A 23,100-nucleotide genomic window follows, 5' to 3' on the forward strand; every position below is an offset into this window, starting at 1 on the left:
GACGGGCAGGTTCTGCGGGCAACGGAACCTTAGGCGGTCGCCGTTTTAAGAATGCATGGGCCTGGCGGCGGCGCTTGTTGCTGAACACCATCGGACGCCTGTCTCTCTCCATCAGTGGAACGCCGCCAAGGGTCTTTACGCGCGCCGGGGCAACGCGCGGCCCCCACGGAGGGTTTGACGGTCCGTCCCTTAAGGCGGATTGGTGAGTTCATGGCGCACCCGTGGTTTAAGAATCGGGCCGAGCCTGCGCGCACCACTCGCGTAGCATGGTCGAGGTGACGGCATGCAGACTTCGGGGGCAAGGGAACATCGCAGGCCGGCTGGTTACTGAGATTTCATGCGAGAGCGATTTTTTTCGAGGGAACTCACCATGAATGTGCAACCCACTAGTCAGACGATTGCTCAAAGTCTGCATCTGCAAGCCTTCGCGCCCGGACCTCTGGGAACCGTCGGCAATCAGCGGTTCCAGCCAGAGCAAGGCGGCACGGCGCGTGCCAGTCGTCGCGCCGTACCAACGGGCTTGCGCAGTGCATGGGTCAGATTGAAATTTCGCTTCAATCGCGCCTCTGCTGAGGTACGGGAACAGCATGACAACATGATCCAGTGGCTCGACAACAGCCGTCGCATCGGTAATATGCTGGGCCTGCTGACGGCCCGAAGGAAGGATGCCAGAGCTCAGGCGAGAGTCATTCGGGAACTGGAGCAGCTTGCCGCTCTGGCGCAGGGTGATTTGGCCAATCTGCCGGGCGCCACGCAAGCCTTGCTTTTCTACGTGGGCGAATTGACGCGTGTGGATCTTCTCGCCCTGCGGGACGGGGTGCTGGGCCATCGGACTGCCCGAGCGATTGTGCTTGATCAGGTTTCGCGGAACTTGAATGCACAGGCGGCTGGGGTGCTGAATCAGATTTCGAGTGCTGTGAGTCAGCGTTTAGCTCAAGGCATCATGCAGGAACCGCTGCATCAGCTTTGCGCCATGATGCTGGACGCTCCCGTTGTGCTTGCTAAGGATCTGGCAAAGTTATTGATCACTCTTGGTCCAGAGAAGGAGATGCTGAGAATCTATCTCCGCTCATTGCCACAGGCTGACCTGCCGAATTTGTCACTCGTGTTCAAGTTGCCGACAATGGCCTCTACCCGAGAAGTAATAGGGAGAATCGATAATGAATTGGAAAAGGAACAGGCACTTAAGGCGCTGGCCGGTATTCAGCAATCAGTGGAGCACGAGATTCACACACGGCTTCAGCCGCTTATGAATACCTTGAATGAGGCCTTGCTTCAGGCCGGGCTGGCAAAAGATCAGTTTGCGGCATCCCGGCAATTGCTCAATCTGGCTTCCCTGGTAGAGGAAACGCAGCTTACATATGGCTGTTTGCCTGGAGAGTCGGCTCTAGCAGTGCGCAGACTGATCTTCAAGAGCCTGCCTATATTTCAGGACGACCCGAAGTATCGGTATCGGATGGTGAATGCCGCCTCGCTGAGCAAACTGGATGACGCCACCTTGCAGAACCTACGTGAGGCCGCCTGGCATCTGAGCCGTTATGGGCTGGTCCTGGATGTCGCTAATGAGACGAGCTGGAGGCTGTTTGAAATGTGACGCTGGCAGATCGTGGAAGGCATGAACGAATAAGGTGTTCAATGCGGACGTGCTGGATGGGCCCGACCGACGGCCACTGGAATGTCAGGCGCGCACCGATCCACGGTTGCATTCGCCTGAAGGCGATATCCGCTGACCACCGGCAGGTGTCCTATCCATGGATCTCTATCAGCAATCAAGAGAAAGCTCCATCGGAGGCCAAAATGGATCTGAAGCAATATTATCCACGTTCCATCGTCGACCGACTTCGAGCATCAGTGGGCCATGTGGTTTATCTGCGAATTCAGCCTTCGCTGGTGAAACTGGAGCTCTCTCTGCTTCAGGCGGTATACGCCGAGAATCTGGTCGCCGCATCCCAGGCTCTATGTGACCTGGACGAATTGGTGGTCGGTATCAAGCAGATCTATGGAAGGCTGCCCGAGGAAATGTCTGAAGACGTGCGGGAGCTGGTCAGCGTCAGCCTGGACGTGTTCCGTGATCCTGTTTCAAATCCCCATGGTCCATTGAATGAGGAGTCCTTGCGCAGACTGGACGAGGCTATTGCCCGAAACCTGCGTCGCGCATCAAGTCTTCATGCTTTAGGACTGAGGCTGGAACCGGTCGTCGACGTGAGACCGAGGCGGGACTAGCTCGTTTCCGCCAGCGCCTGGCGCGGCAAGCACCATCTGTGCAAAAAACCGATGGAATAGATGGCGTTACTGGTCCTTCTCGTGGAGAGCGGGGGCATCTTGTAACAAGGATAAAAGTATTGGTTCTTTCGCGGCCGAATAAGACAGCAGCGCGCCGTGACCGGATGAAATGGCGGCCTGCTTGGCCTGGGCGTACCGTGCTCGGGCAGCTTCATTGCGACGCAAGTAATCCTGGAACAGGAGATTGTTCTTCCAGTGATCGCCATCTTTCATGACGACATGCACATTGAAGCCGCGCTCGCCTCTCTTGCGAAAGTACGAACGTCCAGGAAGGTCGCCTAGCCATTCATAGCCCAGCGCCGCGAGCGCAGCGTGGAATTTTTTCGGTCGGCGGTTTTCTTGTACCCAGCATCAGGTCGACGATTGGCTTGGCCACCAAGCCCTAGACTGCTGTGCTTCCAATGTGCTCGATGTCTGAAACGGGTATGCCTAATTCCTTGGAGATCCGAAAGGCTTCTGCTTTCGCCTGGATACGCCATTCAGGCCTGTGGCTCAGGAGATGCACAGACTCTTCGATTCCCGGCATGGTTGAGCCTCATGAAAAAATTGCTCTTCGTTCGGCTTGAAAATATTTGCTCGGAGAGCTTGAGCGTTGAGAGTTATTTGTTATTCTAAACTTGATGTTTGTAAATTAATTGAATTGTTGGTTGATATTGATGGGTGCGGTTAAGAATAGGAAAAAATTAGAGATCGGGTTTGGGCGGTTGAATTGGGGGTTAACGATTATTTCGTGGATATTAGTAAATTTATCTGAATTCGTGGCTAAAAAAACCGTATATATTCAAATTGAAGTTTTCTGTTTTCTCTGTAATGACAGGGGTTTGTTTGATGAAAATTTTCTTTGCCACTGATTTTTTTTATTTCTTGTGAATTTATAAAAAAACTATTGAAGACCATATGGTTGTTTTTTTCTCCAGTTGGATGCAGTTAAGTGCAACAAATGCGCATATAAATCATTCGGATGGCTACATGCCGAGTGCCGGCTGAAGGCAAAGTCAATTTGCTCAAGCACACGTGGACGGGCATGATATTTTGCGGACAGGCTGCATCTGGCAGGGGCCGGCGAGGGTGGCGCCAAGATGTTGAACACGACGCGGCCCAGAAACACCAACCGAGGCGAATCAATAACAAAAAAACGTACACACCATATATTTTTTATGCTTGAATGGTTTTTTCTGGGTTTATAACTTATTCATATGTATTTGCTTGTTAATATCCGGAGATGATTTGGTGTTGGCTCTAACACAGCGTTCAAAAATTACATTTGGAAGATATTGGACCTATTCATGTTTGAGAGCTCATTTTTTTGATGTTAATGCTGAAAAAGAAAATTTATTGATGAGCTTGGCTGGTTAATAAAAAACAAGTTGCATTGTCAGGGTAATCCAGAGTGCCATAAAAAAAGCTTAGGAGTAAATTTACTTTCCATGGATTAATGGTCATCAAAAATGATGACAATCCAATGCTGGCGTCAACAGGTGCCATTTCTTTGCCAGAAATTCCGGCGGCGTTACCGTGAACCGCCGGTTTTGGAAGCGTGACGGACGATCAGTCGCGCAAGGAGGCCTTTATGAGCCACTGCTGGCCTTTTCACTTTTTATTTCACCGGCGCCGTCTGTGTGCGCTTGCTTTTGCGCTCTGGGCGTTGACCTTGGCCTTGCCCTTGCAAGCGCAAGGGGAGTCCGGCCCGCCGGCCGATGACCAGGGGTTCTTCCGGGGCAGCCACGCCGGCCTGAAGCTGCGCAGCTACAACGACTACCTGAACATGAAAGGTCAACCTGAACGCAGCGCCTCGGTGCTCGGCGCACGGCCGTGGGTTTCATCCGGCTGGACCCCAGGGCCGATCGGGTTTGCCGCCAGCGCGTCCTTGTTCTCCGCGCTGACGCTCGCGGCCGACAAGCATGCGGGAAACATGGCGCACGCCGGTTCGCCGGATAGCTGGAAACAACGTGGGTGGGCCTATATCGGGCAATGGGACGTGCAGGCCCGCGCCAAGGACAGCCTGCTGAAGTACGGCCTGTTGCTGCCCGAGGCGGATGCCCACTACCTGGCGCCGCATGACAACCGCGCTCTGCCTCCGACATTCAGGGGCGGCTCCTTCGTCAGCGAGGACATTCCGGGCTTGAAGTTGACGGCGGGCAGCGTCGACAGGGTCGTGCCCCGCGGCCAGGACAGGCTGCAACGGCTCACCACGGAATATACCCGGGCGCCTGTTTCGCGATTTTCCTATGTCGGCGGCACGTACCAGGCCGGCAAGGATACCCAGTTCACCGTGAGCGCCAATCAGGCCCGCGACGTATGGAACCGGTTCTATGTCAGCGCTCAGCACAGCATTGGCAATCCCGAGGATCTGCAGTGGACGGGGCGCGCGGATTACTACCACACCCAGGATACCGGGCAGGCGCGCGGCGGGGACATCCGCAATGACGCCTACAGCATCGCGTTGACAGCCCGCCATCGAGCGCATGCCGTGACGCTGGCCTTCCAGCAGATACTGAGCGACCAATTCTTCGATTATCTGGGAGAAACCGCCGACATCCGTCTGGCCAACTCCATGGACGTGGACTACAACGCGCCGCATGAGCGTTCCATTCAACTGCGCTATGCCGTTGATATGGAGGCTTACGGCGCGCCGGGCTTGAACATCACACTCTGGGGGGTGAAGGGCTGGGGCGCGGACGCCAGCAATGCCGCGTACCGCATGTCTCCCGAGACTCCGGGACATGATCTGTACTGGTCCAACGGCGAACCGGTGCATGGACCCCATTACGAAGTCGGGGTGATTCCCGCCTACACCGTCCAGTCGTCATCGCTGAAAGGCTCAACGGTGGCGCTTTCCGTGATGCATCACGTCGGCTCGGCACACTACTCGGATGCATCGAGCGATTCCGTCCGCTTGATGATAAACGTGCCGCTGCAATTTTTCTAAGCCACGGCGTTTGCTGCTTGCACTGCCCCAGGCAGAATGGAGGAGACATGTTGTTTGCCACTTTTTCACCACGAATCCGTTCTTTTTCAACTTTGTGGCTCATAGAAATGTGGGAACGCTTCGGCTATTACGGCATGGCCGCATTGATGGTGCTGTTCATGGTGGGCCGATTGGGTTTTCCCGACATCCAGGCGAACCTGACCTGGGGCGTGTTTGGCGCATTGGTCTATGCCATGCCTGCGGTGGGCGGCTGGATCGGCGACCAGGTGCTGGGCACGCGGCGCACCATGATTCTGGGGGCGATGGTCCTTGCCCTTGGCTACTTTCTGCTCGCTGCCGGCGGCCACGGCGTGACGGCGCTCTTTGTCAGCTTGGGCGTCATCGTCGTGGGCAATGGCCTGTTCAAAGCCAATGCGGGCAATCTCGTGCGGCAGATTTTTGCCGACACGCCTGAAAAGCTGGATAGTGCATTCACGTTCTACTATATGGCGGTCAATGTCGGGTCGACCTTATCCATGTTGGCCACGCCGTGGATACAGGAGCGTTGGGGCTGGCGCCAGGCGTTTGCCGTAAGCCTGGCCGGCTTGTTGCTGGGCCTGGTCAATTATGCATTCATGCGTCAAACGCTGGCGCGAGTGAAATCTCCTTCGGACGCAAAGCCCTTGCGCCTTCAGGCAATATCGGCTGTGCTGGCCGGCGGCGCAGTGATCGTCGCCGTGGTAGTCTTCATACTGGAGCACGGCGATCTGGCGGCAATATGCATATATACGGCAGGCGTCATCGTCCTGTTCATTTTCGGCAATATGATCCGCAAGACGGCGGGACCTGAACGCGCAGGCTTGACGGTGGCGCTGATTCTTACGCTGCAGAGTATTTTCTTCTTCATTTTCTACCAGCAAATGGCGACCTCGCTGACGCTGTTCGCCCTGCGTAATGTCCGACCCGCCTTCGATATTCTGGGCGTGCATCTATTTGACTTCTCGCCAGCCCAGTTCCAGGCATTGAATCCTCTCATCATCATTGTCGCCAGCCCACCCATGGCAATACTCTATGCCTGGCTTGCCCGACGCCGGATGGATCCGCCGATATCCGTGAAGTTTTTCCTGGGCTTCGTGTCCGTGGCTGTGGGTTTCTTCGTGTTCGGCGCCTCCGAGCATCTGGCGGACGACGGAGGCACGGTATCTTCCTGGCTGATGGTGGCAGGCTATTTCTTCTACACGATGGGAGAAATCCTTGTCAGTGCGCTGGGCCTGGCCATGATCGCCCGTTATGTGCCTGCGCGCATGTCGGGCTTCATGATGGGGGTCTATTTCATTTCGACAGGGGTAGCGCAGTATCTTGGCAGCGTCGTCGCCAATATTGCCCACATACCCGCGGCCTTGACCGATCCGGTGCAGACGCTGCCGGTCTATACGCGCCTGTTCAATATCCTGGGTCTTGCCGCCACGGGATGCGCCGTGGTGGCGGTGGCGCTGCTACCCATTCTGGCCCGTTATTCCGCCCGGCATGGGGCAGGGGAGGCGGAACCGACAAGGGCGGTCGGGTCCTGATGCCCGGTCGGGCCCCGCTGCATGATCGGCCATTGGACGGGACATTCCCGCCTCTGGCCAGGGGGGCGACTGGCGCGCTGGTAGGTCCGGCGTGACTCATCCTGGACCATGCCCGTGCACAATCCTTCATAGATTGATGCGGTGCACTTCGGCCCGACTCGTCTCATCCGGCACCAGAACCTGCAGGCCGTACTTGCGCTCCAGATGCTCCCGCATTACCGTGCCTCATTGCCTGAAGGACATACAGCACAGGCTTGACCGAAGCGGCATTCCGCCAGCCAGCCTGATAGCGCGTTTCGAAACCCAATGCCCGCCGGCAAGAACCGGCGGGCGTTTTCCATTTGAGCGGATCTTTACGGCTGCGCTTCTGCGATGCGCTGGCTGAAGCCGCTGATCAGCAGGTCCAGCCCCGTCGTGAAGCGGCTGTTGAAGTCTTCGGAAAAGATGGCGTCGCGGGCTGTCCAGCTTTGGGGGAATTTTTCCTGTGCGCAGGCCAGGAAGGCCTGTTTTCGCGTGACCAGGTCCAGCGTGCTTCCCGGGCCCAGCGCCTGCTCTTCGGTGACCAGGCCCAGCACGAAGTAGGTGACGCTGAAGCTGGAAGCGGCGGCCAGGTCAGGAGCGGCGCCGGCCTGGATGAAAGCGGAGATCATGGCTTCGCCCGTGCGCAGCACATTGTCCGTCACGACATAGGTCCCGGCGAAGACCCGCGCGCCGTCCCTGTGCCTGAGCAGCGCCTGGCGCAGTTCGCCGGCCACCTGCCGCACGCGCGCATCCCAGTTCTGGCCGTCTGGGAAGGACCGGGCGACGGAGTCGACCAGGGCGTCGGCCATGCCGTCGATCAGGGCCTGCTTGCTGTTGAAGTGCCAGTACAGGGAAGGGGCCTGGACCTGCAGCGCCTGGGCCAGTTTGCGCATGGTCAGGCCTTCGAGCCCGTCCTGGTCCAGCAGATTCAGCGCTGTGCGGATGACATGGTCGCGTTGGATCTTGGGTGCTTTCATGCAACGCCTTCCTGAAAATGAGTTTTGAATCTAACGATGTTAGTGTATCATTTGAAAATAAACTAACACTGTTAGGTTGCTATGAAGCCAATCATTTTTTCCAGCCTGCTCTGCGCGATGCTGGCGGGATGCGCCGGGATGGGGGATGTGGACAAAGGCCCCCGAAAAGGCATTTATTCCGCCGAATCGTTCGGCGCCCGGCGGCAGGCGGCAGTCCGTTGGCCGCAGGACCAGTGGTGGGAGCGCTATGAGGATCCCATGCTGAACCAGTTGATTGCCCAGGCCTTGCAACACAGTCCGGATCTGGGCATGGCGCAGACGCGGCTGGCGCAGGCCGCCGCGCTGGCCGATCAGGTCCAGGCGGAACGCGGACCGCAACTCGATGCGACGGGCAGCGTGCAGCGCAAGCGCTTCGCGCAAGAATATGATGCGGGCCCCCCTTTGGCGGGCTCTTATGGAACCACAGGCGTCGTCAGCGCCCAGATCCATCACAGCTTTGATTTCTGGGGCGGGCAGCGCGCGGCGTTCCAGGCGGCTTTGGGCGAGGCGGCGGCGCGGGAGGCGGAAGTCCATGAGGCAAGGCTGCTCCTGGCCAGCCGCTTGGCGGAGGGCTGGTTCGAACTGGCCCGTCTGGTGGAGGCGCAGGGCCAGGCGGAGCAGGCGCTGGCGCTGCGCGAGCAGACTGTGCAGATCGTGGGACACCGGCGGCAAGCCGGGCTGGACACGGATGTCGAGTACCGGCAGGCGCAGGCCGACGTGGCGTCCAGCCGGCGAGACATCAGCAGCCTGCTGGAACAGGCGCGCCTGCAGCGCCATGCCCTGGCGGCTCTGGCGGGTCTGCCCGTCGACGCTCTGTCTGATGCCGCACCCATCTTGACGACGATGCGCGCGGATGAGGCGCCGTCGCTGGTGCCGGCGCAATTGGTGGGCCGGCGGCCGGACATCGTGGCCGCCCGCTGGCGGGTCGAGGCCGCTTCGCAGTCCGCCCAGGCTGCCAAGGCGGACTTCTATCCGAATATCAGCCTGCGCGCATTTGCCGGCCTCGCCCGACGCGGCCTGTCCCTGGGCCTGGGGGACTGGCTGGCCGCCGGCAGCCGCCATTACGGCGTGGAGCCGGCGATCAGCCTGCCGATTTTTGATGCCGGCCGCCTGCGGGCGCGTTTGAAGACGCGCAGCGCGGAACTGGATGCCGCAGTGGAAAGCTACAACCGGGCACTGTTGAACGCCGTGCGGGACGTGGCTGATCAATTGGTCTCGCTCGATTCCCTGGCTCCGCAGCAACAGGCGCAGCAAGAAACGCTGGACGCCCGCCAGGCGGCGTTCGACCTGGCCCGTCGCCAGTATGAAAGAGGGCTGAGCAATTACCTGACCGTGCTCAACGCCCAGGATGCGCTGTTGCAGGAGCGCCGCCGGAGCCTGGACCTGAAGGTCCGTTCCGCCGCGCTGGGCGTGGAGTTGATCCGGGCATTGGGGGGCGGGTTTGACGCCACGAATGATGTGGCAGGAGAAAAAGAATGAGTAGGCAGGAACGAAAGACGATGATTCGGCGCCTGGCGCCCTGGGCGGCGTGCGTGGCGATGGTCGCGTTGGTTGCGACGGCGACCGGCCAATGGGATGCGTGGACCAGCCGGCGCACCGTCCAGACAACCCAGAATGCCTTCGTGGAATCGGACGCGGCGATTCTCAGCGCGAGGGTGTCCGGTTACGTCCGGGCCTTGCCGGTGGGCGACTATCAGCCGGTGAAGGCGGGGGAGCTGGTGGCGCGCATCGACGATGGCGACGCGCAGGCGCGAGTGTCCGCCGCCCGGGCGTCCTTGAACCGGGCGCAGGCCAGCCTGGACAATCTGGATGCGGAGCTGGCTCAGCAGAAGGCCGGCGTCGCCCAGGAACGCGCCAGGCTGAGCGCCGCCCAGGTGCGCGTGCGCCAGTATCGCCGCGATCCCGCCCGGCAGGCGGACCTGGTCCGGGAGGGCGCGTTGTCGCGCCAACTGTTCGAGCGCGCCCAGGCTGAACTGGACCATGCCGTGAGTCTGCGCGATGCGGCGCAGGCCCAGCTGGAGCTGGCCGGCAAGACCCTGGAGGTGCTGCAAGGCCAGCGCAGCCTGCGCCAGGCCGATGTGGAGGCGGCGCAGGCGGCCCTGGAGCTGGCGCAGCGCGAGCTGGAGCATACGCGTCTGGTGGCGCCGTTCGACGGCGTGCTGGGCCGGCGCCATGTGCAGCTGGGCGGTCTGGTGTCGCCTGGAACGCAGGTCGTGTCCATCGTGCCGTCCGGCCAGGCCTATGTGATGGCCAATTACAAGGAAACCCAGCTTGCTCATGTGCGCCGCGGCCAGCCCGTGGAGATTGCGGTGGACGCTTTGCCCGGGCGGCGTTTCCGCGGCCGGGTGGGGGAGCTGGCGCCCATGAGCGGCGCCAAGTCGGCCCTGCTGCCCGCGGATAATGCATCGGGGAATTTCACCAAGGTCGTGCAGCGGATTCCGGTGCGCATCGAGCTCGAACCGGGCCAGGAGGGACTGGACAGCCTGCGGCCGGGCATGTCGGTCGAGACCCGTATCGACACGCGGGGAGACGTGGTCCCCGATTACCAGGGTTCGCTCGCGCAGGCGGCGGCGGGAGGGCGGCGATGATGGCGCGCGTGCCTCGTCTTCTTGCCAATGCCGCTGTTGCGCGCCCCTCCCTGACCGTGGCCGCCATTTTCCTGGGCGCCGTGCTCACCACGCTGCAGGGCAGGCTGTTTTCCGCCGCGCTGCCCGACCTGCGCGGCCAGTTCGGGCTGGACGTGCTGGAAGCCGCCTGGCTGGGAACGGCCTTGAACGGGGCGCAGCTATTGACCATGCCCGTCGTGCCCTGGCTGGCCCTGACGATCGGGCCCGCGCGCGTGCTGTGCATCCCTAGCCTGGTCCTGGGGGCCGCAACCTTGGCCATACCGTTCTGCGCCCACCACTATCCCGCCCTGGTGGCCCTGCATCTGCTTGCGGGGCTGTGCTTGGGGGTGTACCTGCCCTTGACGGCCTCGCTGGCGCTGCGCAGCGTGCGGCCCGGACTGTGGCTGCTCGTCATGGCGGCGTACAGCCTGCGGGTATCGACGGGCATGGACGCGGGCATGGGCGTGTCTGCGTGGTTCGTCGAGGAGCTGGACTGGCGCTGGATCTACTGGACCGCCGCAGGTGTGGGGCCATTGATCGCTTTGCTGGTCTGGAAGGCGGTGCCCATGGCGCCCGTGGACCAGGACGGCTTGAGCCGGACCGACTGGGGCGGGATGGCCTTGTTCTGCGGCGGCCTGGGGCTGATCTTCCTGGGCGTGGAGCCGGCCGAGCGCCTGGGTTGGATGGATTCCGGCCTGGTGGCATCCAGCCTGGCGGGCGGCCTGATCCTGTTCGGGGCCGCCGTCCTGCGCGCGGCGCGCCATCCGTCCCTGTTCGGCGCCCTGGCTCCTCTGGGGAACAGGAACATCCGCATCTGCCTGGCCATCGCCTGCCTGTTCGGCGTGCTGATGACTCCAACCTCCCTGCTGATCCCGGCATTTCTGGGCCTGATGGGCGGGTTGAAGCCCATGCAGACGGGCACGGCCGCCCTGATTGCGTTCGCCGCCTACCTGGCGTGCACGCCGCTTGCGGTCTATCTGGGCCGCAGGATCGAGCCTCGGTTCCTGATCATGGCCGGACTGATCGTGATTGCGCTGGTGGCCCGGATGGGCGCGCAGCTCTCGCATGACTGGCGGGTCGAGCAGTTCGTCGGAATCCTGATCCTGCAGTCCGTAGGCGAGTGCATCATGCTCATCGGTCTGATCGCGGCGTTCGTCACCAATCTCAATCCGGTCCATGCGGCGGCGCTGGGCGCCTACGTGCCGGTGGCGCGTGTCTTGACGCCGGTGCTGGCGGGCACCGTGATGACGGCCTGGCTGCGCATCGCCGGCGATCTGAGCCGGGCTTCCCTGGACTTGCACGTGCAGGCGGGATCGCCCTTGGCGATCGAAAGGGCGGGCGCAGGACTGGCGCAGCTTGCTCAGGTCCTGGCCCGCGAGTCCCAGGTCATCGCCTATATCGACGGCTTCAACCTGGTGTTCTGGACCAGCCTGACGGCTTTGCTTCTGGCAATGGGACTGCGTTCATCGCCGCCCAATCCCATTGTGCCGCCGTTCGCGGCGCCGGTTTCCTGAGCCGTCAGCCGCTATTTTTTTGCTTTTAATCTAACGTTGTTAGTTTGTTTTTCTTGTCATGCGCACGGTTGGGGCGGGAAAGGAACGTCCTGGAGCCGCCGAGACCGAAAGCGTTTTTTAAAAGGAGTTGAAAGATGAAAGTACGAATCATGGCCGCAAGCATGGTGGCCGCGCTTGTCCTGCCTGCGAGCTGGGTACAGGCTGCCGGTACGGATGGCCAGGACGGTCTGACGCGCCAGCAGGTGAGGGCGGAGCTCGAGCAGGCGCGCAGCCGGGGCCTGATCCCCGTGACAGACAGCGACTATCCGATCCTGGATCGGAGCGGGCCGGAGAAGTCGCGCGAGCAGGTGGAGCGCGAACTGCAGCAAGCGCGAGCCCAAGGGCTGTTGAACGTGGCGGACAGTGACTATCCCGTCGTCATTTCACAAGGGCCGGGCAAGTCGCGCGACGAGGTCCTGCGTGAACTCGAACAGGCTCGCGTCCGGGGCTTGCTGCGTCATGTAGAACCTTGAGGGTGCGGCGCGCCCCGGGCGCCATTGCCGCTTGGCGCAGGCTCCAAGGGCGCCGCTTTTTCGCCCCGTCCGCGATTCGACAGTGACGGGGCGTTTTCTTATGCAGGCTGCGGCAAGCTGTGCCTGCGGGCCGGCCCCGTGCGTCGCCACACGAAAGAACAGGTCGCGTTCCGAATGCTGCAAAATTTGCAGCGCTATGCTGTTTATTTGCCAATATGAACAGCGCATCCGGCTCACTATACTGATCACAAAAATCAGAAGCAAAACACAAGGAGCCCATGATGAAAGACACCGCTGCCGCTTGATTGAACGCCGGCTTTTTCCAAGAGTTTGATTTTTCTTTGAAGCAGGGTCCGGGCGCTCTTGTGCACCGGATCGAGGGAGAACGCATGTCCAGTTTTTCTGAGTGGCCGCTGGAGCTGGTGGTGAGCGATGTTCAATCGCTGACTGCACAGATCAAGGCAATCACTTTGCGCGCCGCCGGCGGCGGGTCCCTGCCCGTGTTTGCGGCTGGGGCGCACATCATGGTGAACGTGGCGCCGGACGGCGGCGCGGTGAAGCATCGTTCTTATTCCTTGATCAACAGCACCCGGCAGTCCGGCCAGTATGAGATTGCCGTCAAGCTCGAGGCCCAGGGAGGCGGCGGTTCGCGCTTCATGCATGCGCTTCAGGTGGGGGACAGGCTCAAGGCGGGACTGCCCAGGAATGACTTCGGCTTGTGCGACCAGGAGCATGAAGCGGTCCTGATCGCCGGGGGAATCGGCATCACGCCCATCCTGTCGATGGCGCATGCGCTGTCCTCGAGCGGCATGCCCTATGTTCTGCATTATGCGTCGCGCAGCCCGCAGGGCATGGCCTACAAGGAGGTCGTGCAGGCGCTGTGCGGCCCGCGCGCCAGTTTGTACTTCGATGAGGGCGAACCAAGCAAAGGCTTGTCCGTCATGCAGGTCCTGGGCGAGCCGGCGGCGCGGCGGCATGTCTATGTATGCGGCCCGCGTCCTCTCATTGATGCGGTGATCGCCGCAGCCAAGGCCTTGCAGTGGCCGTCCAGTCACGTGCATTTCGAACTGTTCGGCGCACCGGCGTCCCGGGAGCAGGATCGTCCCTGCCGGGTCGTGCTGCAGCGCAGCGCCTTGACGCTGGACGTTCCGGCAGGGCAGTCGATTCTCGAGGCCATGGTCGAGGCGGGCGTCGATCCGATGTTCGATTGCGGCCGCGGCGAATGCGGCGCGTGCGCCGTGCGCGTGCTGGCCGGCACGCCCGAGCACCGCGACTATGCGCTGTCGGACAGCGATCGCGAAGAGGACCGCCTGATGTGCGTGTGCGTGTCCCGGGCTCGAAGCGACGAATTGGTGCTGGATGCGTGAGTCCGGTCTTTTCTGCCTTTCTAAAAAATGGAGACGTGAATGGGGACTTTTGTAAAAAATGCCTGGTACGTGGCGGCCTGGAGCAAAGAGGTCGGCCGCCGGCTGTTGCCGCGCACCATTCTGGGCGAGCAGGTGGTGCTGTACCGTCGCGAGGACGGCGCGCCCGCGGCGCTGGCGGACCGCTGCCCGCACAAGCTGGCGCCTTTGTCGCTGGGCGAGCTGCAGGGCGATCATGTGCAATGCGGCTATCACGGCATGGAGTTCGACTGTTCCGGAGCTTGCGTGCGCATTCCCGGACAGCAGAACATCCCGCCCACCGCCAGGGTGCGCTCCTTCCCCTTGCAGGAGAAGTACGGCGCGGTCTGGATCTGGATGGGCGATCCGGCCCTGGCGCACCATCATGCCATCGTCGACGTGCCTCGCTACAAAGAGGATGGCTGGGGCCTGGTGGACGGGCAGTACCTGCATTTCAAGACCAACTACCTGAACATCACCGACAACCTGGTCGATCCCGCCCATACGACGTATGTGCACAAGAAAACCATCGGCAATTCAGCCGGCGAGAACGTCGGCGTCAAGATAGAGCAGGGCGACTCTCATGTACTGGCCTATCGATGGATCAGGAATGCGCCGCCGGTGCCGCTGGTCGAGCGCATGGCCGACTTCCAGGGCATGACGGATCGCTGGCAATACTATTATCTGCACCTGCCTTCGGTTTCCTGTGTCGATTTCGGTTGTGTGGATGCCGGCGTCGAGCCGACCGAGGACAACAAGGACCAGGGCTTCCGGTCCTACAGCTTCAATTTCCTGACTCCGGAAACAGAGTCCACGACCCATTATTTCTGGTTGCACGTGCGCAACTATCATCCGGATGATGCGCAGGTGTCGGACGATGTCGTGCGCTTCATGACGCTGACCTTCGAGGAGGACGCCGAGATTCTGGCTCGCATCCAGTGCGAGCAGGAGCGCACCGGCGTGCGCGAGTACACCCGGCTGGGGATAGACAATGCGCCGGCGCGCATACGAAAAATGATAGAGCGTCTGCAGGCTGAAGAAGGCGCTGCCGACAAGGCCGGGGCATAGTCCGTCCCGGCAAAAGAAAAAACCAGTACTCAAGGAGATCAAGCATGGAGTTTTCCATTGGCTGCAATGGCCGGGGCATACAGCATACGAAGCCTGTGTCGGTGGATGAGCAGTTCCGCATGCTGAAGGAGTCGGGAGTGTTCGATCACTTCGATCGCATGCCTCAACCGGGAGCGGAGAAGGAGTACCTGCGGGCCGCCGACAAGCACGGCATTCCCATACGCACCGGCTTGTGGTCCTACACGGCGGGCCGGGACGAAGGCCTGCTGGAGAAGAACCTGCGCCTGTGCAAGGAAGCGGGGGGCGAATTCCATAACATCATGCTGCTCGCGCGCCATGCGCAAGGCCATGTGCTCACCGACCAGGAGGTGGTCGACTTCTACCTGCACGCCTACGATCTGGGCCGCAGGATAGGCATCGAAATCGGCTTCGAAGTGCACATCTACATGTGGTCGGAGGATCTGCGGCGTATCAGTCCGGTGGCCGAGCAGGTGCGCCGGCGCGGCGCGCCCTTCAACTTCGTGCTGGACCACAGCCATGTGCTGTTGAAGGTCGACAACCCCGAAGAGCAGGATGTCAGCGGCATCCGCGGTGACATAGAAGCCGGAACCTTCATCATCGATCCTTACGAGGAAGGCAATGTGATCGATGAGTGGATAGGCATGAACATGACGCATTGGCTCCAGATACGGCCGGTGTCGCCCAATGGCCCCAAGAATCCCTGGGAACTCAAGGAGGGCGGCACGTACGGGCGGGCCTGCCAGTATCCATTCTTCAAGCCCGCGCCGGGCCAGTGGCACCTGCACTGGAACGCCTACCGCGTGGAGCCGTGCAAGGAAGTGGTGCGGCGCGTGTTGCGTCACCACCGGGACACGCCGGACTGTCCGCTGCGCTACATCACCACGGACATGATAGACATGCCTGACTATGGGGGCGGGGTGAAGTACTCCTTGTTCGAACAGAACGTGGCCATTGCCGAATGGTTCAAGCGCACCTGGGAGCAGATCAAGCGCGAAAGGCAGACCGCGGCGGCCGGTCCCGCGGTGATGTACTAGGCGCCGCCAATGCAGTTAAATGATGGGGCGGCAGCGACCCGCCGCTTCCTCCCTGTTCAGACAAGGCGCCAACGTGAGCATACATGCCCGATCCATCCGCTATTTTGATGCCATCCGACGGGCGGGATCGATACGGGAAGCGGCCCGGCAACTGCATGTGGACAGCTCGGCGGTGAACCGGCAGTTGCTCAACCTGGAGGAAGAGATCGGTACGCCTTTGTTCGAACGCCTGCCCAGCGGTTTGCGTTTGACGGAAGCCGGCCGGATATTCACCCGGCATGTGCTCACGGTGCTGCAGGACGAGCAGCGGGCAAAAGCGGAAATCGAGCGCCTGATGGGCATCGAGGGCGGCGAGGTCAAGCTGGGCGCCGTCGAGGGCTTGAGCCTCGATTTCCTGCCCCTGGTGCTGGACAGGGTGATGCAGCGGCATCCCGGGATCACCATCCATACCTGCACCATGGGTTCGGCGGACATCGCCGATCAGGTCCGCGCCGGCGACGTGGATATCGGCATCGGCTTTGGCTTGCCGGCGCACCCCGAACTGAGCAGTGTCGGCCAGGGGGAGTTCACATTGGGCGCCATCGTGGCGGCCGGGCACCCCCTGGCCGGCCGCCGCTCCGTGTCATTCGCCCAATGCGCGGCCTATCCGCTGATCCTGGCCTCCGAGGACCTGGCGCTGCACGCCCTGGTGGCGCCGCTGCTGGAAAAGCACGGCGCACAGGCCAGGCTGATCGCGCAGACCAATTCCATTGAATTGATGCGCCAGCTGGCCATGCGCGGGCATGGCGTGGCGTTCCAGACATCCATAGGCCTGGCGAAAATGCGTGCGACGGGGCGGCTCGCCTATCTTCCCTTGAAGGCGCCCGTGATTCGGGTCCGCCTGCAAGCGTGCATACGTTCGGCGCGCTCCCTGCCGCCGGCGGTGGACGCCGTGGTCGCGATCCTGCGGGAAGAGCTGTCGCGGCTGCAGGGGGAGCAGTTCTGATTGGCCGGACAGCATCGTGCGGCATGGGTGGCATAAGCAGATGCATGTGAAATCGTGCCGGTAAAAATCACTTACCTTGCTCATGGCGGGGGCGGCATACACTGCCTTACTCAGCAGCAGCCTGCCTGGCCGCCCGCGTGTTGAACGAGTCGCGCCGCATTCTGAAAAGAACTTCATGAACACGAACACCCTTTGGCGGGCAAGATATAAAGGAACCGTTGATGGCTGAAGAATTTCCCTGGCGCCACGTTGAAGGCATCACCTATTTCGAGGCTGGCGACCCCGATGAGAATCCCTGGGTGGTGGACAAGCCCACGCGCGAGGACATTGCCATCGAGCCGTATGATCCCGTCTGGGCGCAGCGCTTCGAGACCTTGAAGACGCAGATCGGCGCCGTTCTGGGCGAGGCGGCGCTGGCGATCGAGCACGTGGGTTCCACGGCGGTGCCGGGCCTGGCGGCCAAGCCGGTGATCGACATCGATCTGATCGTGGCCGATCCGGAGCAGGAGGAGTCCTACGTGCCGGCTCTGGCGGAGCTGGGCTATGTGCTGACGATACGCGAGCGCTCCTGGTACGGGCACCGCATGCTGCGCCATCATGCGCCGCGCGTGAATCTGCATGTGTTCGGCCCGGAATGCCCCGAGCATGTGCGGCATCTTTTGTTTCGCGACTGGCTGCGCGGGCATGAGCAGGATCGCGAGGCCTATGCCCAGGCCAAGCTGCAGGCCAGGGTGGGGGCGGGCACCGTGCTGGACTACAACCAGAACAAGCAGGCCGTGATCCGGCGGATCTATGCGGCGCTGTTCGAGTTCCATGGTCTGGCGTAAGCCGCGGATTCGCGCTCTGCCCCGGTTATGGAGTCCGAGCGGCCGAGGTTCGTGAAGGAGGGAAGGATGCCTGGGTATGAAAAGAACCTTTCTGCGGAGTCGCCGGTTCTGGTGGGGTGCGCCGGCTGGGCGCTGTCCTCCACGACGGCTGCCCATTTCCCCGCGCAGGGCACCCATCTGGAGCGTTATGCCCAGGTGTTTCCAGCCGTGGAGATCAATTCTTCGTTCTATCGCGAGCACCAGGCCAAGACCTATGCGCGCTGGGCGGCGAGCGTGCCCGACGCCTTCCGGTTCAGCGTGAAGGCGCCGCGCACCATCACCCACGAGCGCAGGCTGCGCAACGTCGACGACCTCCTGCTCCGGTTCGTGGACCAGCTTGCGTCGCTGGGCGAGAAGCTGGGCTGCCTGCTCGTGCAGCTGCCGCCCAGCCTGCGCCTGGATGTATTGGAAGCGGCGCGTTTCTTTGCCTTGCTGCGCGGACAGGTCAGCGTTCCCATCGTCTGCGAACCGCGTCATGCAAGCTGGTTCACCGCGGCGGCGGGGGAGATGTTCAGGCAGCAGGGCATTGCCTGTGTTCATGCGCATCCAGCGCCCGTGCCTGGAGTCGAGCCTGTCGGCGAGGCCGATATCCTCTACCTGCGCCTGCACGGCGCGCCCCAAATGTACTATTCGGCGTATGACGAGGCGTTCATCGCCGCGGCGGCGGCGCGGATCGCCGCTGCCCGCCGGGCGGGGCAAAGGGTCTGGTGCATTTTCGACAATACCGCGGCGGGACAAGCCATACCCAACGCCTTGTCCTTGATGCACAGGCTGGACTCCGGGAAGCCGGGTCGTTGAACTGAAATGGCCGTAAGCGTTTACGTCAATCAACGCGCAATCCTGCACCACAGGGCGGCGTGTCGACCTGACTGCCGTCCTGGCAAACGATAAGGCTGATCAGTCATGGTTCGTTCTACATCCGCTGCTGCCACGGCGGCGCAGGCGGCTTCTTCCCGTTCTTCCCCTGCATTTGCACGCTGCCCCGGGCATGGGCACGACCGTCGTGGGCACGGTGGTCGGGGTGCGCCTCCAGGCGGATCAACCGTAGAGGCAATATGGTCAAGCGGCAAAATAACTATTTATAAATGAGAATCATTGCTATTATGTGGGCCCTTATCATGTCGTCTTGATGCTCGCCTTCCCATGTCCGGCCGTCGTTCTCCCGTCAAAGCCTGGCTCGCTCATTACAGCGAGCTGATCGGGTCATGGTGCAGGCGCCCGGCGGCGAACGAAGATGCGCAAGATGCCATGCAGGATGCCGTGGTGCGCATCCTGGAAAATGGCGCAGCGCAGGTGGAGGACCCCTTGGCCTACCTGAAAGGCAGCGTGCGCAATGGCCTGATCGACCGCCATAGGCGCAGCCAGCGCACGCAGGCCATGCCCCTGCACGAGCTGGAGGAGGACGAGCACCCCCTGGCCGGCAGCGTGGAGGCGCATGTCCGCGCGGCGCGCCTGGTTCATGACCTGGCTGCAGCCCTGGAGGAGTTGAGCTTGCCCTGCCGGCAGGTCTATATCCGACACCGCCTGGAAGGCTGGACGCATGCCGAGATTGCCCGATCGCTTGGCATTTCCCGCGACATGGTGGAGAAACACATGACGCGCGCCCTGAAGCATTTGAATGCGAGGCTGCAGAAGTATGCGCCCTGACCATTCCCGCGCGATCCGGCTTTGCCGTTCTGCATGGTTTTGCGAACGGGAATGGAGCCGTACCGGTATCTGTCCATGAAGCCTTCTGTCAATATTTCTTCAGACACTCTTGACGACGTCCAGGATGCGGCGGCGGCCTGGTTCGCGTACATGCAGTCCGGGGATGCGACGCCCGAAGGGCGCCAGGCGTGCCGGGCGTGGCGGGACCAGCATCCTGAGCATGACAGGCAGTACCGGAATATGGAGCAGATCTGGCAGGCCACGCTGGATGTGCCCCAGGAGCGGCTGCGCGCCCTGGTGGCGCCGCCTCCTGTGTTGCAACCGGCCCGGCGGCGCTTTGCCTTGGGCATGGCCGGGGCGTGCGCGGCCGCCGTGGCGGGAGCAGGGATCTGGCGGTCAAGCTGGCTGCAGGCGCCCAGTCAGGAGCTGTTGCTTGTCGTGGAGCGGGGTGCCCGCCGGGAAGTCACCCTGGAAGATGGTTCCGTGCTGCTCCTGAATTCAGGGACCCAGGCCCGGGTCCGGCTGTATGCCGACCGGCGCGAGGTGCAGCTTCGCCGCGGCGAGGTGTTTTTTTCCGTACAGTCTGATCCGTCCCGCCCGTTCCGGGTGCAGGCGGGAGATGCCGATGTGCTGGTGACGGGGACGCAGTTCAATGTGCGCCATGAACAAGGCGACGTGCAGATCATTGTGCAATCGGGCTCCGTGCAGGTCAGCAGCGGACCCTGGTGGCGGCGTAGCCGGCAGAGTCTGAGCCGGGGGCAGGGCGTGGAGGGGCGCGCCGATCAGTTGCTGAGCGGCGTGCGGCCCGTGTCCATCGATGCGCAACTGGCGTGGACGCGCGGCAAGATCGTGTTCGAAGATGCCACGCTGGAGCAGGCGATTGCCGAAATCAACCGCTATCTGCCGCAGCCGGCGCGGCTGGAGTCCCCGGCGGTGCGCCAGCATAGGATTGCGGGGATTTTCAATATTGATGACGCCCAGTCCCTGTTGGATCTGTTGCCGGAGTTCGCGCCCGTGCAGGTCTATCGTCTGTCCGACGGACGGGCTCGCATCGTGGCGCGCTGAGCATCTCATGAACGTTCATCAGCGCCACTCGGGATTGGTAACATCTTATTACGATAATGGTTCGCATTTTCATTCCGATGTTGACGTCCTGCCATCGTCTATCTCTATGAAGGGAGGCGCCTGCCGCGCGGGCAGGGCGCCGTGGATGGACGTATGGCGCGCGCGGCGCGCCTTCATTATTGGAAGAAGCACGAAATGAAGAAGACAAGAATGCTGCATGCGCCTGTGTGCGCCAGGGCTCGGGACGGCGGACTGTCCACACTGGTCATGGCAGTGGCTCTGGCTCTGGGCGCTCATCAAGGCCAGACGCAGGCCCAGACGCCGCCGGCTATCCAGATTTCCGCCCAGCCGCTGGCCAGCGCCCTGCTGCAGCTGGGCGAGCAGGCCGATCTGCAGATTTTCTTCTCCCGTGCCGATGTGGATGGGCGCCAGGCCGGGCCGCTGTCGGGACAGTTGTCGCCGGATGAGGCCTTGCGCCGCCTGCTGGCCGGCACGGGGATCGAATTCCGGCGCGCCGGCAGGAACGTATCCCTGTCCCGCCCGTCCGACGCCACCCAGCTGGAGGCCGTGACCGTGCATGGCCGGCGCGACAGCCTCCCCCAGGTCTACGAGGGCGGGCAGGTGGCGGCGGGCGGCCGGGTAGGGCTGCTGGGGGACAAGGACTTCATGGAAACCCCGTTCAGCACCATCAGCTACACGGAAAAGTTCATTGCCGACCGGCAGGCCCGCGACATCACGGATGTCATCGCCGCCACGGATCCGGCTGTCTTCGCCACGGGCGTGACGGGCATCATCGCGGAAAATTACTCGATCCGCGGTTTCAGTTCCAGCACCAATGATGTGTCCTTCAATGGGCTGTACGGCGTGTCGCCGTTCTATCGGGCCTCGCCGGAGATGTTCGAGCGCATCGAGGTGCTCAAGGGGCCCTCGGCCTTGCTCAATGCCATGCCGCCCGGCGGCTCGGTCGGGGGAGCCGTCAACCTGGTGCCCAAGCGCGCCGGCGAGGAGCCGCTGGCCAGCGTGACGGCTTCATACATGGCGAACTCCCAGTTCGGCGGACACGTCGACCTGGGAAGCCGCTTTGGCGAGGACAAGCAGTTCGGCATCCGTTTCAATGGCGTGTACCGCGAAGGGGAAAGCGCCATCAAGCAGCAGGACAAGAAGACGCAGCTGGCTTCGCTGGGCCTGGATTGGCGCGGCGAGCGCACGCGTGTCTCGGCCGACCTCTACGCCAGCGAGGAGCGCGTCGACGGCCCGACCCGCGGCATCAATCTGGCGCCGGGCGTGGACATTCCCAAGCCGCCCAGGCCTGATACTTTGCTCAACCCCAGCTGGGCTTTCTTCGACACCAGGGATCAGGGCGCCATGGTGCGCGGCGAGTTCGACGTGAACGAAAGCCTGACGGTCTATGCGGCCGCCGGGGCCAGCAAGACCCAATACAAGACGACCAGCGTCCAGACCGTGCAGGTGTTCAATGCCGCCGGCGACTATCGGACCAATGCCAGCGACCTGCTCTTCGAAGTGGACAAGCGTTCCGCCGAAGCGGGCGTCCGAGGCCGTTTCCAGACCGGCGCCATCGGGCATCAGTGGTCGCTGAGCGCCACGCATTATGCGCATACGGATGAGCAGTTCGGCCGCCGCAATGTGCTGGGAGCGGACTGGGTCACCAATATCTACGATCCGGCCTGGGGGCCGGCGCCGTCAAGCTTCAGCGCGCCCGCGATCTCCAAGACGAAGCTGCGGCTGAACAGCGTGGGCCTGGCCGACACCGTGTCTTTTGCGCAGGACAGAGTCCAGTTGACGCTGGGCCTGCGACATCAGACCGTGGTCAGCGACACGTTCGACGTGCGCACCGGCGATCGCACATCGCGCTACGACCAGAGCGCCACCACGCCGGCCGTGGCGCTGCTGGTCCAGGCGACGGACCGGCTTTCTTTCTACATGAATTACATCGAGGGCCTGAGCCAGGGGAGCACGGCGCCCATGACGGCCGCCAACGCCGGCGAGGTCTTTGCGCCTTTCAAGACCAGGCAGAAGGAAGTGGGCCTGAAACTGGACCTGGGCGAGTTCGCCCATACGCTCAGCCTTTATGAGATCAAGCGGCCCAGCAGCTACACCGATCCGTACAGCAATGTCTTTTCCTTCGGGGGCGAGCAGCGCAACCGGGGCGTGGAGTGGACGTTCTTCGGCTCCCTGACGCCAGGGCTGCGCCTGATGGGCGGGGTAGCTTACCTGGATCCGAAGCTGACCCGCAGCGCAGGCGGCCTGAACCAGGGCAATATGGCCGCGGGGCTGCCCAGGCTGCAGGCCAAGCTGGGCCTGGAGTGGGACGTGCCGGGTGCGCAGGGCCTGACGCTGACGGCCAACGCCACCTCGGTATCCAGACAATACATCAACGCGGACAACTCCCAGTCCGTTCCCGGCCGGACGATCTATGACCTGGGCGCGCGCTATGCGACCAAGGTGTCCGGCCGTCCGCTGACCTTGCGGGCCAGTGTGGCCAACGTCGGCAACAAGGCGTATTGGGCCATGCCCCAATGGACCAGCCTGGGCCTGGGAGCGCCGCGCACGGTCATGCTTTCCGCCACCATGGACTTCTGA

20 protein-coding genes and 1 pseudogene are annotated in these 23,100 nt (G+C 62.1%); 18 read left to right on the plus strand and 3 right to left on the minus strand.

The genetic code is table 11. The annotated features are described in order from the left end of the window. The first annotated feature begins 370 nt into the window (after positions 1-370). Positions 371-1,594: a hypothetical protein gene (locus ACF3ND_RS07750; protein WP_394065499.1), complete on the plus strand. Its 1,224-nt coding sequence runs from the start codon at positions 371-373 to the stop codon at positions 1,592-1,594. A gap of 56 nt (positions 1,595-1,650) precedes the next feature. Further along, positions 1,651-2,223: a hypothetical protein gene (locus ACF3ND_RS07755; RefSeq protein WP_394065500.1), complete on the plus strand. Its 573-nt coding sequence runs from the start codon at positions 1,651-1,653 to the stop codon at positions 2,221-2,223. Between the two features lie 66 nt (positions 2,224-2,289). Here ACF3ND_RS07755 and ACF3ND_RS07760 read toward each other — a convergent pair. Together ACF3ND_RS07760 and ACF3ND_RS07765 are read right to left on the minus strand one after the other, a co-directional pair. Beyond that, positions 2,290-2,616 (minus strand): annotated as a pseudogene (locus tag ACF3ND_RS07760) (GrpB family protein); the annotation flags it as partial. A gap of 49 nt (positions 2,617-2,665) precedes the next feature. Further along, the gene (locus tag ACF3ND_RS07765; RefSeq protein WP_394065501.1) at positions 2,666-2,809 is read right to left on the minus strand and encodes a GrpB family protein; all 144 of its coding nucleotides are present in this window, start codon (positions 2,807-2,809) and stop codon (positions 2,666-2,668) included. Between the two features lie 1,011 nt (positions 2,810-3,820). On the opposite strand from ACF3ND_RS07765, the gene ACF3ND_RS07770 reads away from it, so the two are divergent. Together ACF3ND_RS07770 and ACF3ND_RS07775 are read left to right on the plus strand one after the other, a co-directional pair. Further along, a complete protein-coding gene (locus ACF3ND_RS07770) occupies positions 3,821-5,212 on the plus strand; it encodes an OprD family outer membrane porin (RefSeq protein ID WP_394065502.1) in 1,392 nt (463 codons plus the stop codon). Between the two features lie 47 nt (positions 5,213-5,259). Beyond that, positions 5,260-6,762: a peptide MFS transporter gene (locus ACF3ND_RS07775; protein WP_394065503.1), complete on the plus strand. Its 1,503-nt coding sequence runs from the start codon at positions 5,260-5,262 to the stop codon at positions 6,760-6,762. A gap of 353 nt (positions 6,763-7,115) precedes the next feature. Here the strand turns inward: ACF3ND_RS07775 and ACF3ND_RS07780 are convergent, their stop codons facing one another. Then, complete coding sequence (locus ACF3ND_RS07780; protein WP_394065504.1) at positions 7,116-7,760, minus strand: TetR/AcrR family transcriptional regulator C-terminal domain-containing protein; 645 nt, start codon at positions 7,758-7,760, stop codon at positions 7,116-7,118. Between the two features lie 81 nt (positions 7,761-7,841). Between ACF3ND_RS07780 and ACF3ND_RS07785 the strand changes: the two genes are divergently transcribed. The 14 genes from ACF3ND_RS07785 (at position 7,842) to ACF3ND_RS07850 (ending at position 23,100) form a co-directional block, all read left to right on the plus strand. Beyond that, positions 7,842-9,278, plus strand: a complete 1,437-nt coding sequence (locus ACF3ND_RS07785; protein ID WP_394065505.1) for an efflux transporter outer membrane subunit — start codon at positions 7,842-7,844, stop codon at positions 9,276-9,278. A gap of 20 nt (positions 9,279-9,298) precedes the next feature. Further along, positions 9,299-10,387, plus strand: coding sequence for an HlyD family secretion protein (locus ACF3ND_RS07790; protein ID WP_394065506.1), 1,089 nt, complete (start codon positions 9,299-9,301; stop codon positions 10,385-10,387). An 8-nt stretch (positions 10,388-10,395) separates the two neighbouring features. Beyond that, on the plus strand, positions 10,396-11,919 hold the full coding sequence (locus ACF3ND_RS07795; protein WP_394065507.1) for an MFS transporter: 1,524 nt from the start codon (positions 10,396-10,398) through the stop codon (positions 11,917-11,919). Positions 11,920-12,053: 134 nt separating this feature from the next. After that, positions 12,054-12,431 (plus strand): DUF4148 domain-containing protein, encoded by a 378-nt coding sequence (locus ACF3ND_RS07800; RefSeq protein WP_394065508.1) that lies wholly within the window; start codon positions 12,054-12,056, stop codon positions 12,429-12,431. Positions 12,432-12,820: 389 nt separating this feature from the next. Beyond that, positions 12,821-13,798, plus strand: coding sequence for a PDR/VanB family oxidoreductase (locus ACF3ND_RS07805; RefSeq protein ID WP_394065509.1), 978 nt, complete (start codon positions 12,821-12,823; stop codon positions 13,796-13,798). A gap of 39 nt (positions 13,799-13,837) precedes the next feature. Beyond that, positions 13,838-14,881: a Rieske 2Fe-2S domain-containing protein gene (locus tag ACF3ND_RS07810; RefSeq protein WP_394065510.1), complete on the plus strand. Its 1,044-nt coding sequence runs from the start codon at positions 13,838-13,840 to the stop codon at positions 14,879-14,881. A gap of 44 nt (positions 14,882-14,925) precedes the next feature. After that, on the plus strand, positions 14,926-15,936 hold the full coding sequence (locus ACF3ND_RS07815) for a xylose isomerase (RefSeq protein WP_394065511.1): 1,011 nt from the start codon (positions 14,926-14,928) through the stop codon (positions 15,934-15,936). Positions 15,937-16,009: 73 nt separating this feature from the next. Continuing rightward, complete coding sequence (locus ACF3ND_RS07820; protein ID WP_394065512.1) at positions 16,010-16,921, plus strand: LysR family transcriptional regulator; 912 nt, start codon at positions 16,010-16,012, stop codon at positions 16,919-16,921. Positions 16,922-16,975: 54 nt separating this feature from the next. After that, entirely contained in the window at positions 16,976-17,065 is a 90-nt protein-coding gene (locus ACF3ND_RS07825; protein ID WP_394065513.1) for a hypothetical protein, read from the plus strand. 77 nt (positions 17,066-17,142) lie between these two features. Then, the gene (locus tag ACF3ND_RS07830; protein ID WP_394065514.1) at positions 17,143-17,748 is read left to right on the plus strand and encodes a GrpB family protein; all 606 of its coding nucleotides are present in this window, start codon (positions 17,143-17,145) and stop codon (positions 17,746-17,748) included. Between the two features lie 66 nt (positions 17,749-17,814). Next, positions 17,815-18,585 (plus strand): DUF72 domain-containing protein, encoded by a 771-nt coding sequence (locus tag ACF3ND_RS07835; RefSeq protein WP_394065515.1) that lies wholly within the window; start codon positions 17,815-17,817, stop codon positions 18,583-18,585. A 345-nt stretch (positions 18,586-18,930) separates the two neighbouring features. Further along, the gene (locus ACF3ND_RS07840; protein ID WP_394065516.1) at positions 18,931-19,434 is read left to right on the plus strand and encodes a sigma-70 family RNA polymerase sigma factor; all 504 of its coding nucleotides are present in this window, start codon (positions 18,931-18,933) and stop codon (positions 19,432-19,434) included. A 75-nt stretch (positions 19,435-19,509) separates the two neighbouring features. Then, positions 19,510-20,499: a FecR family protein gene (locus tag ACF3ND_RS07845; RefSeq protein ID WP_394065517.1), complete on the plus strand. Its 990-nt coding sequence runs from the start codon at positions 19,510-19,512 to the stop codon at positions 20,497-20,499. 195 nt (positions 20,500-20,694) lie between these two features. Further along, positions 20,695-23,100: a TonB-dependent siderophore receptor gene (locus ACF3ND_RS07850; RefSeq protein ID WP_394065518.1), complete on the plus strand. Its 2,406-nt coding sequence runs from the start codon at positions 20,695-20,697 to the stop codon at positions 23,098-23,100.

Source organism: Alcaligenes sp. WGS1538 (genome assembly GCF_043187505.1).
GTDB lineage: Bacteria > Pseudomonadota > Gammaproteobacteria > Burkholderiales > Burkholderiaceae_B > Alcaligenes.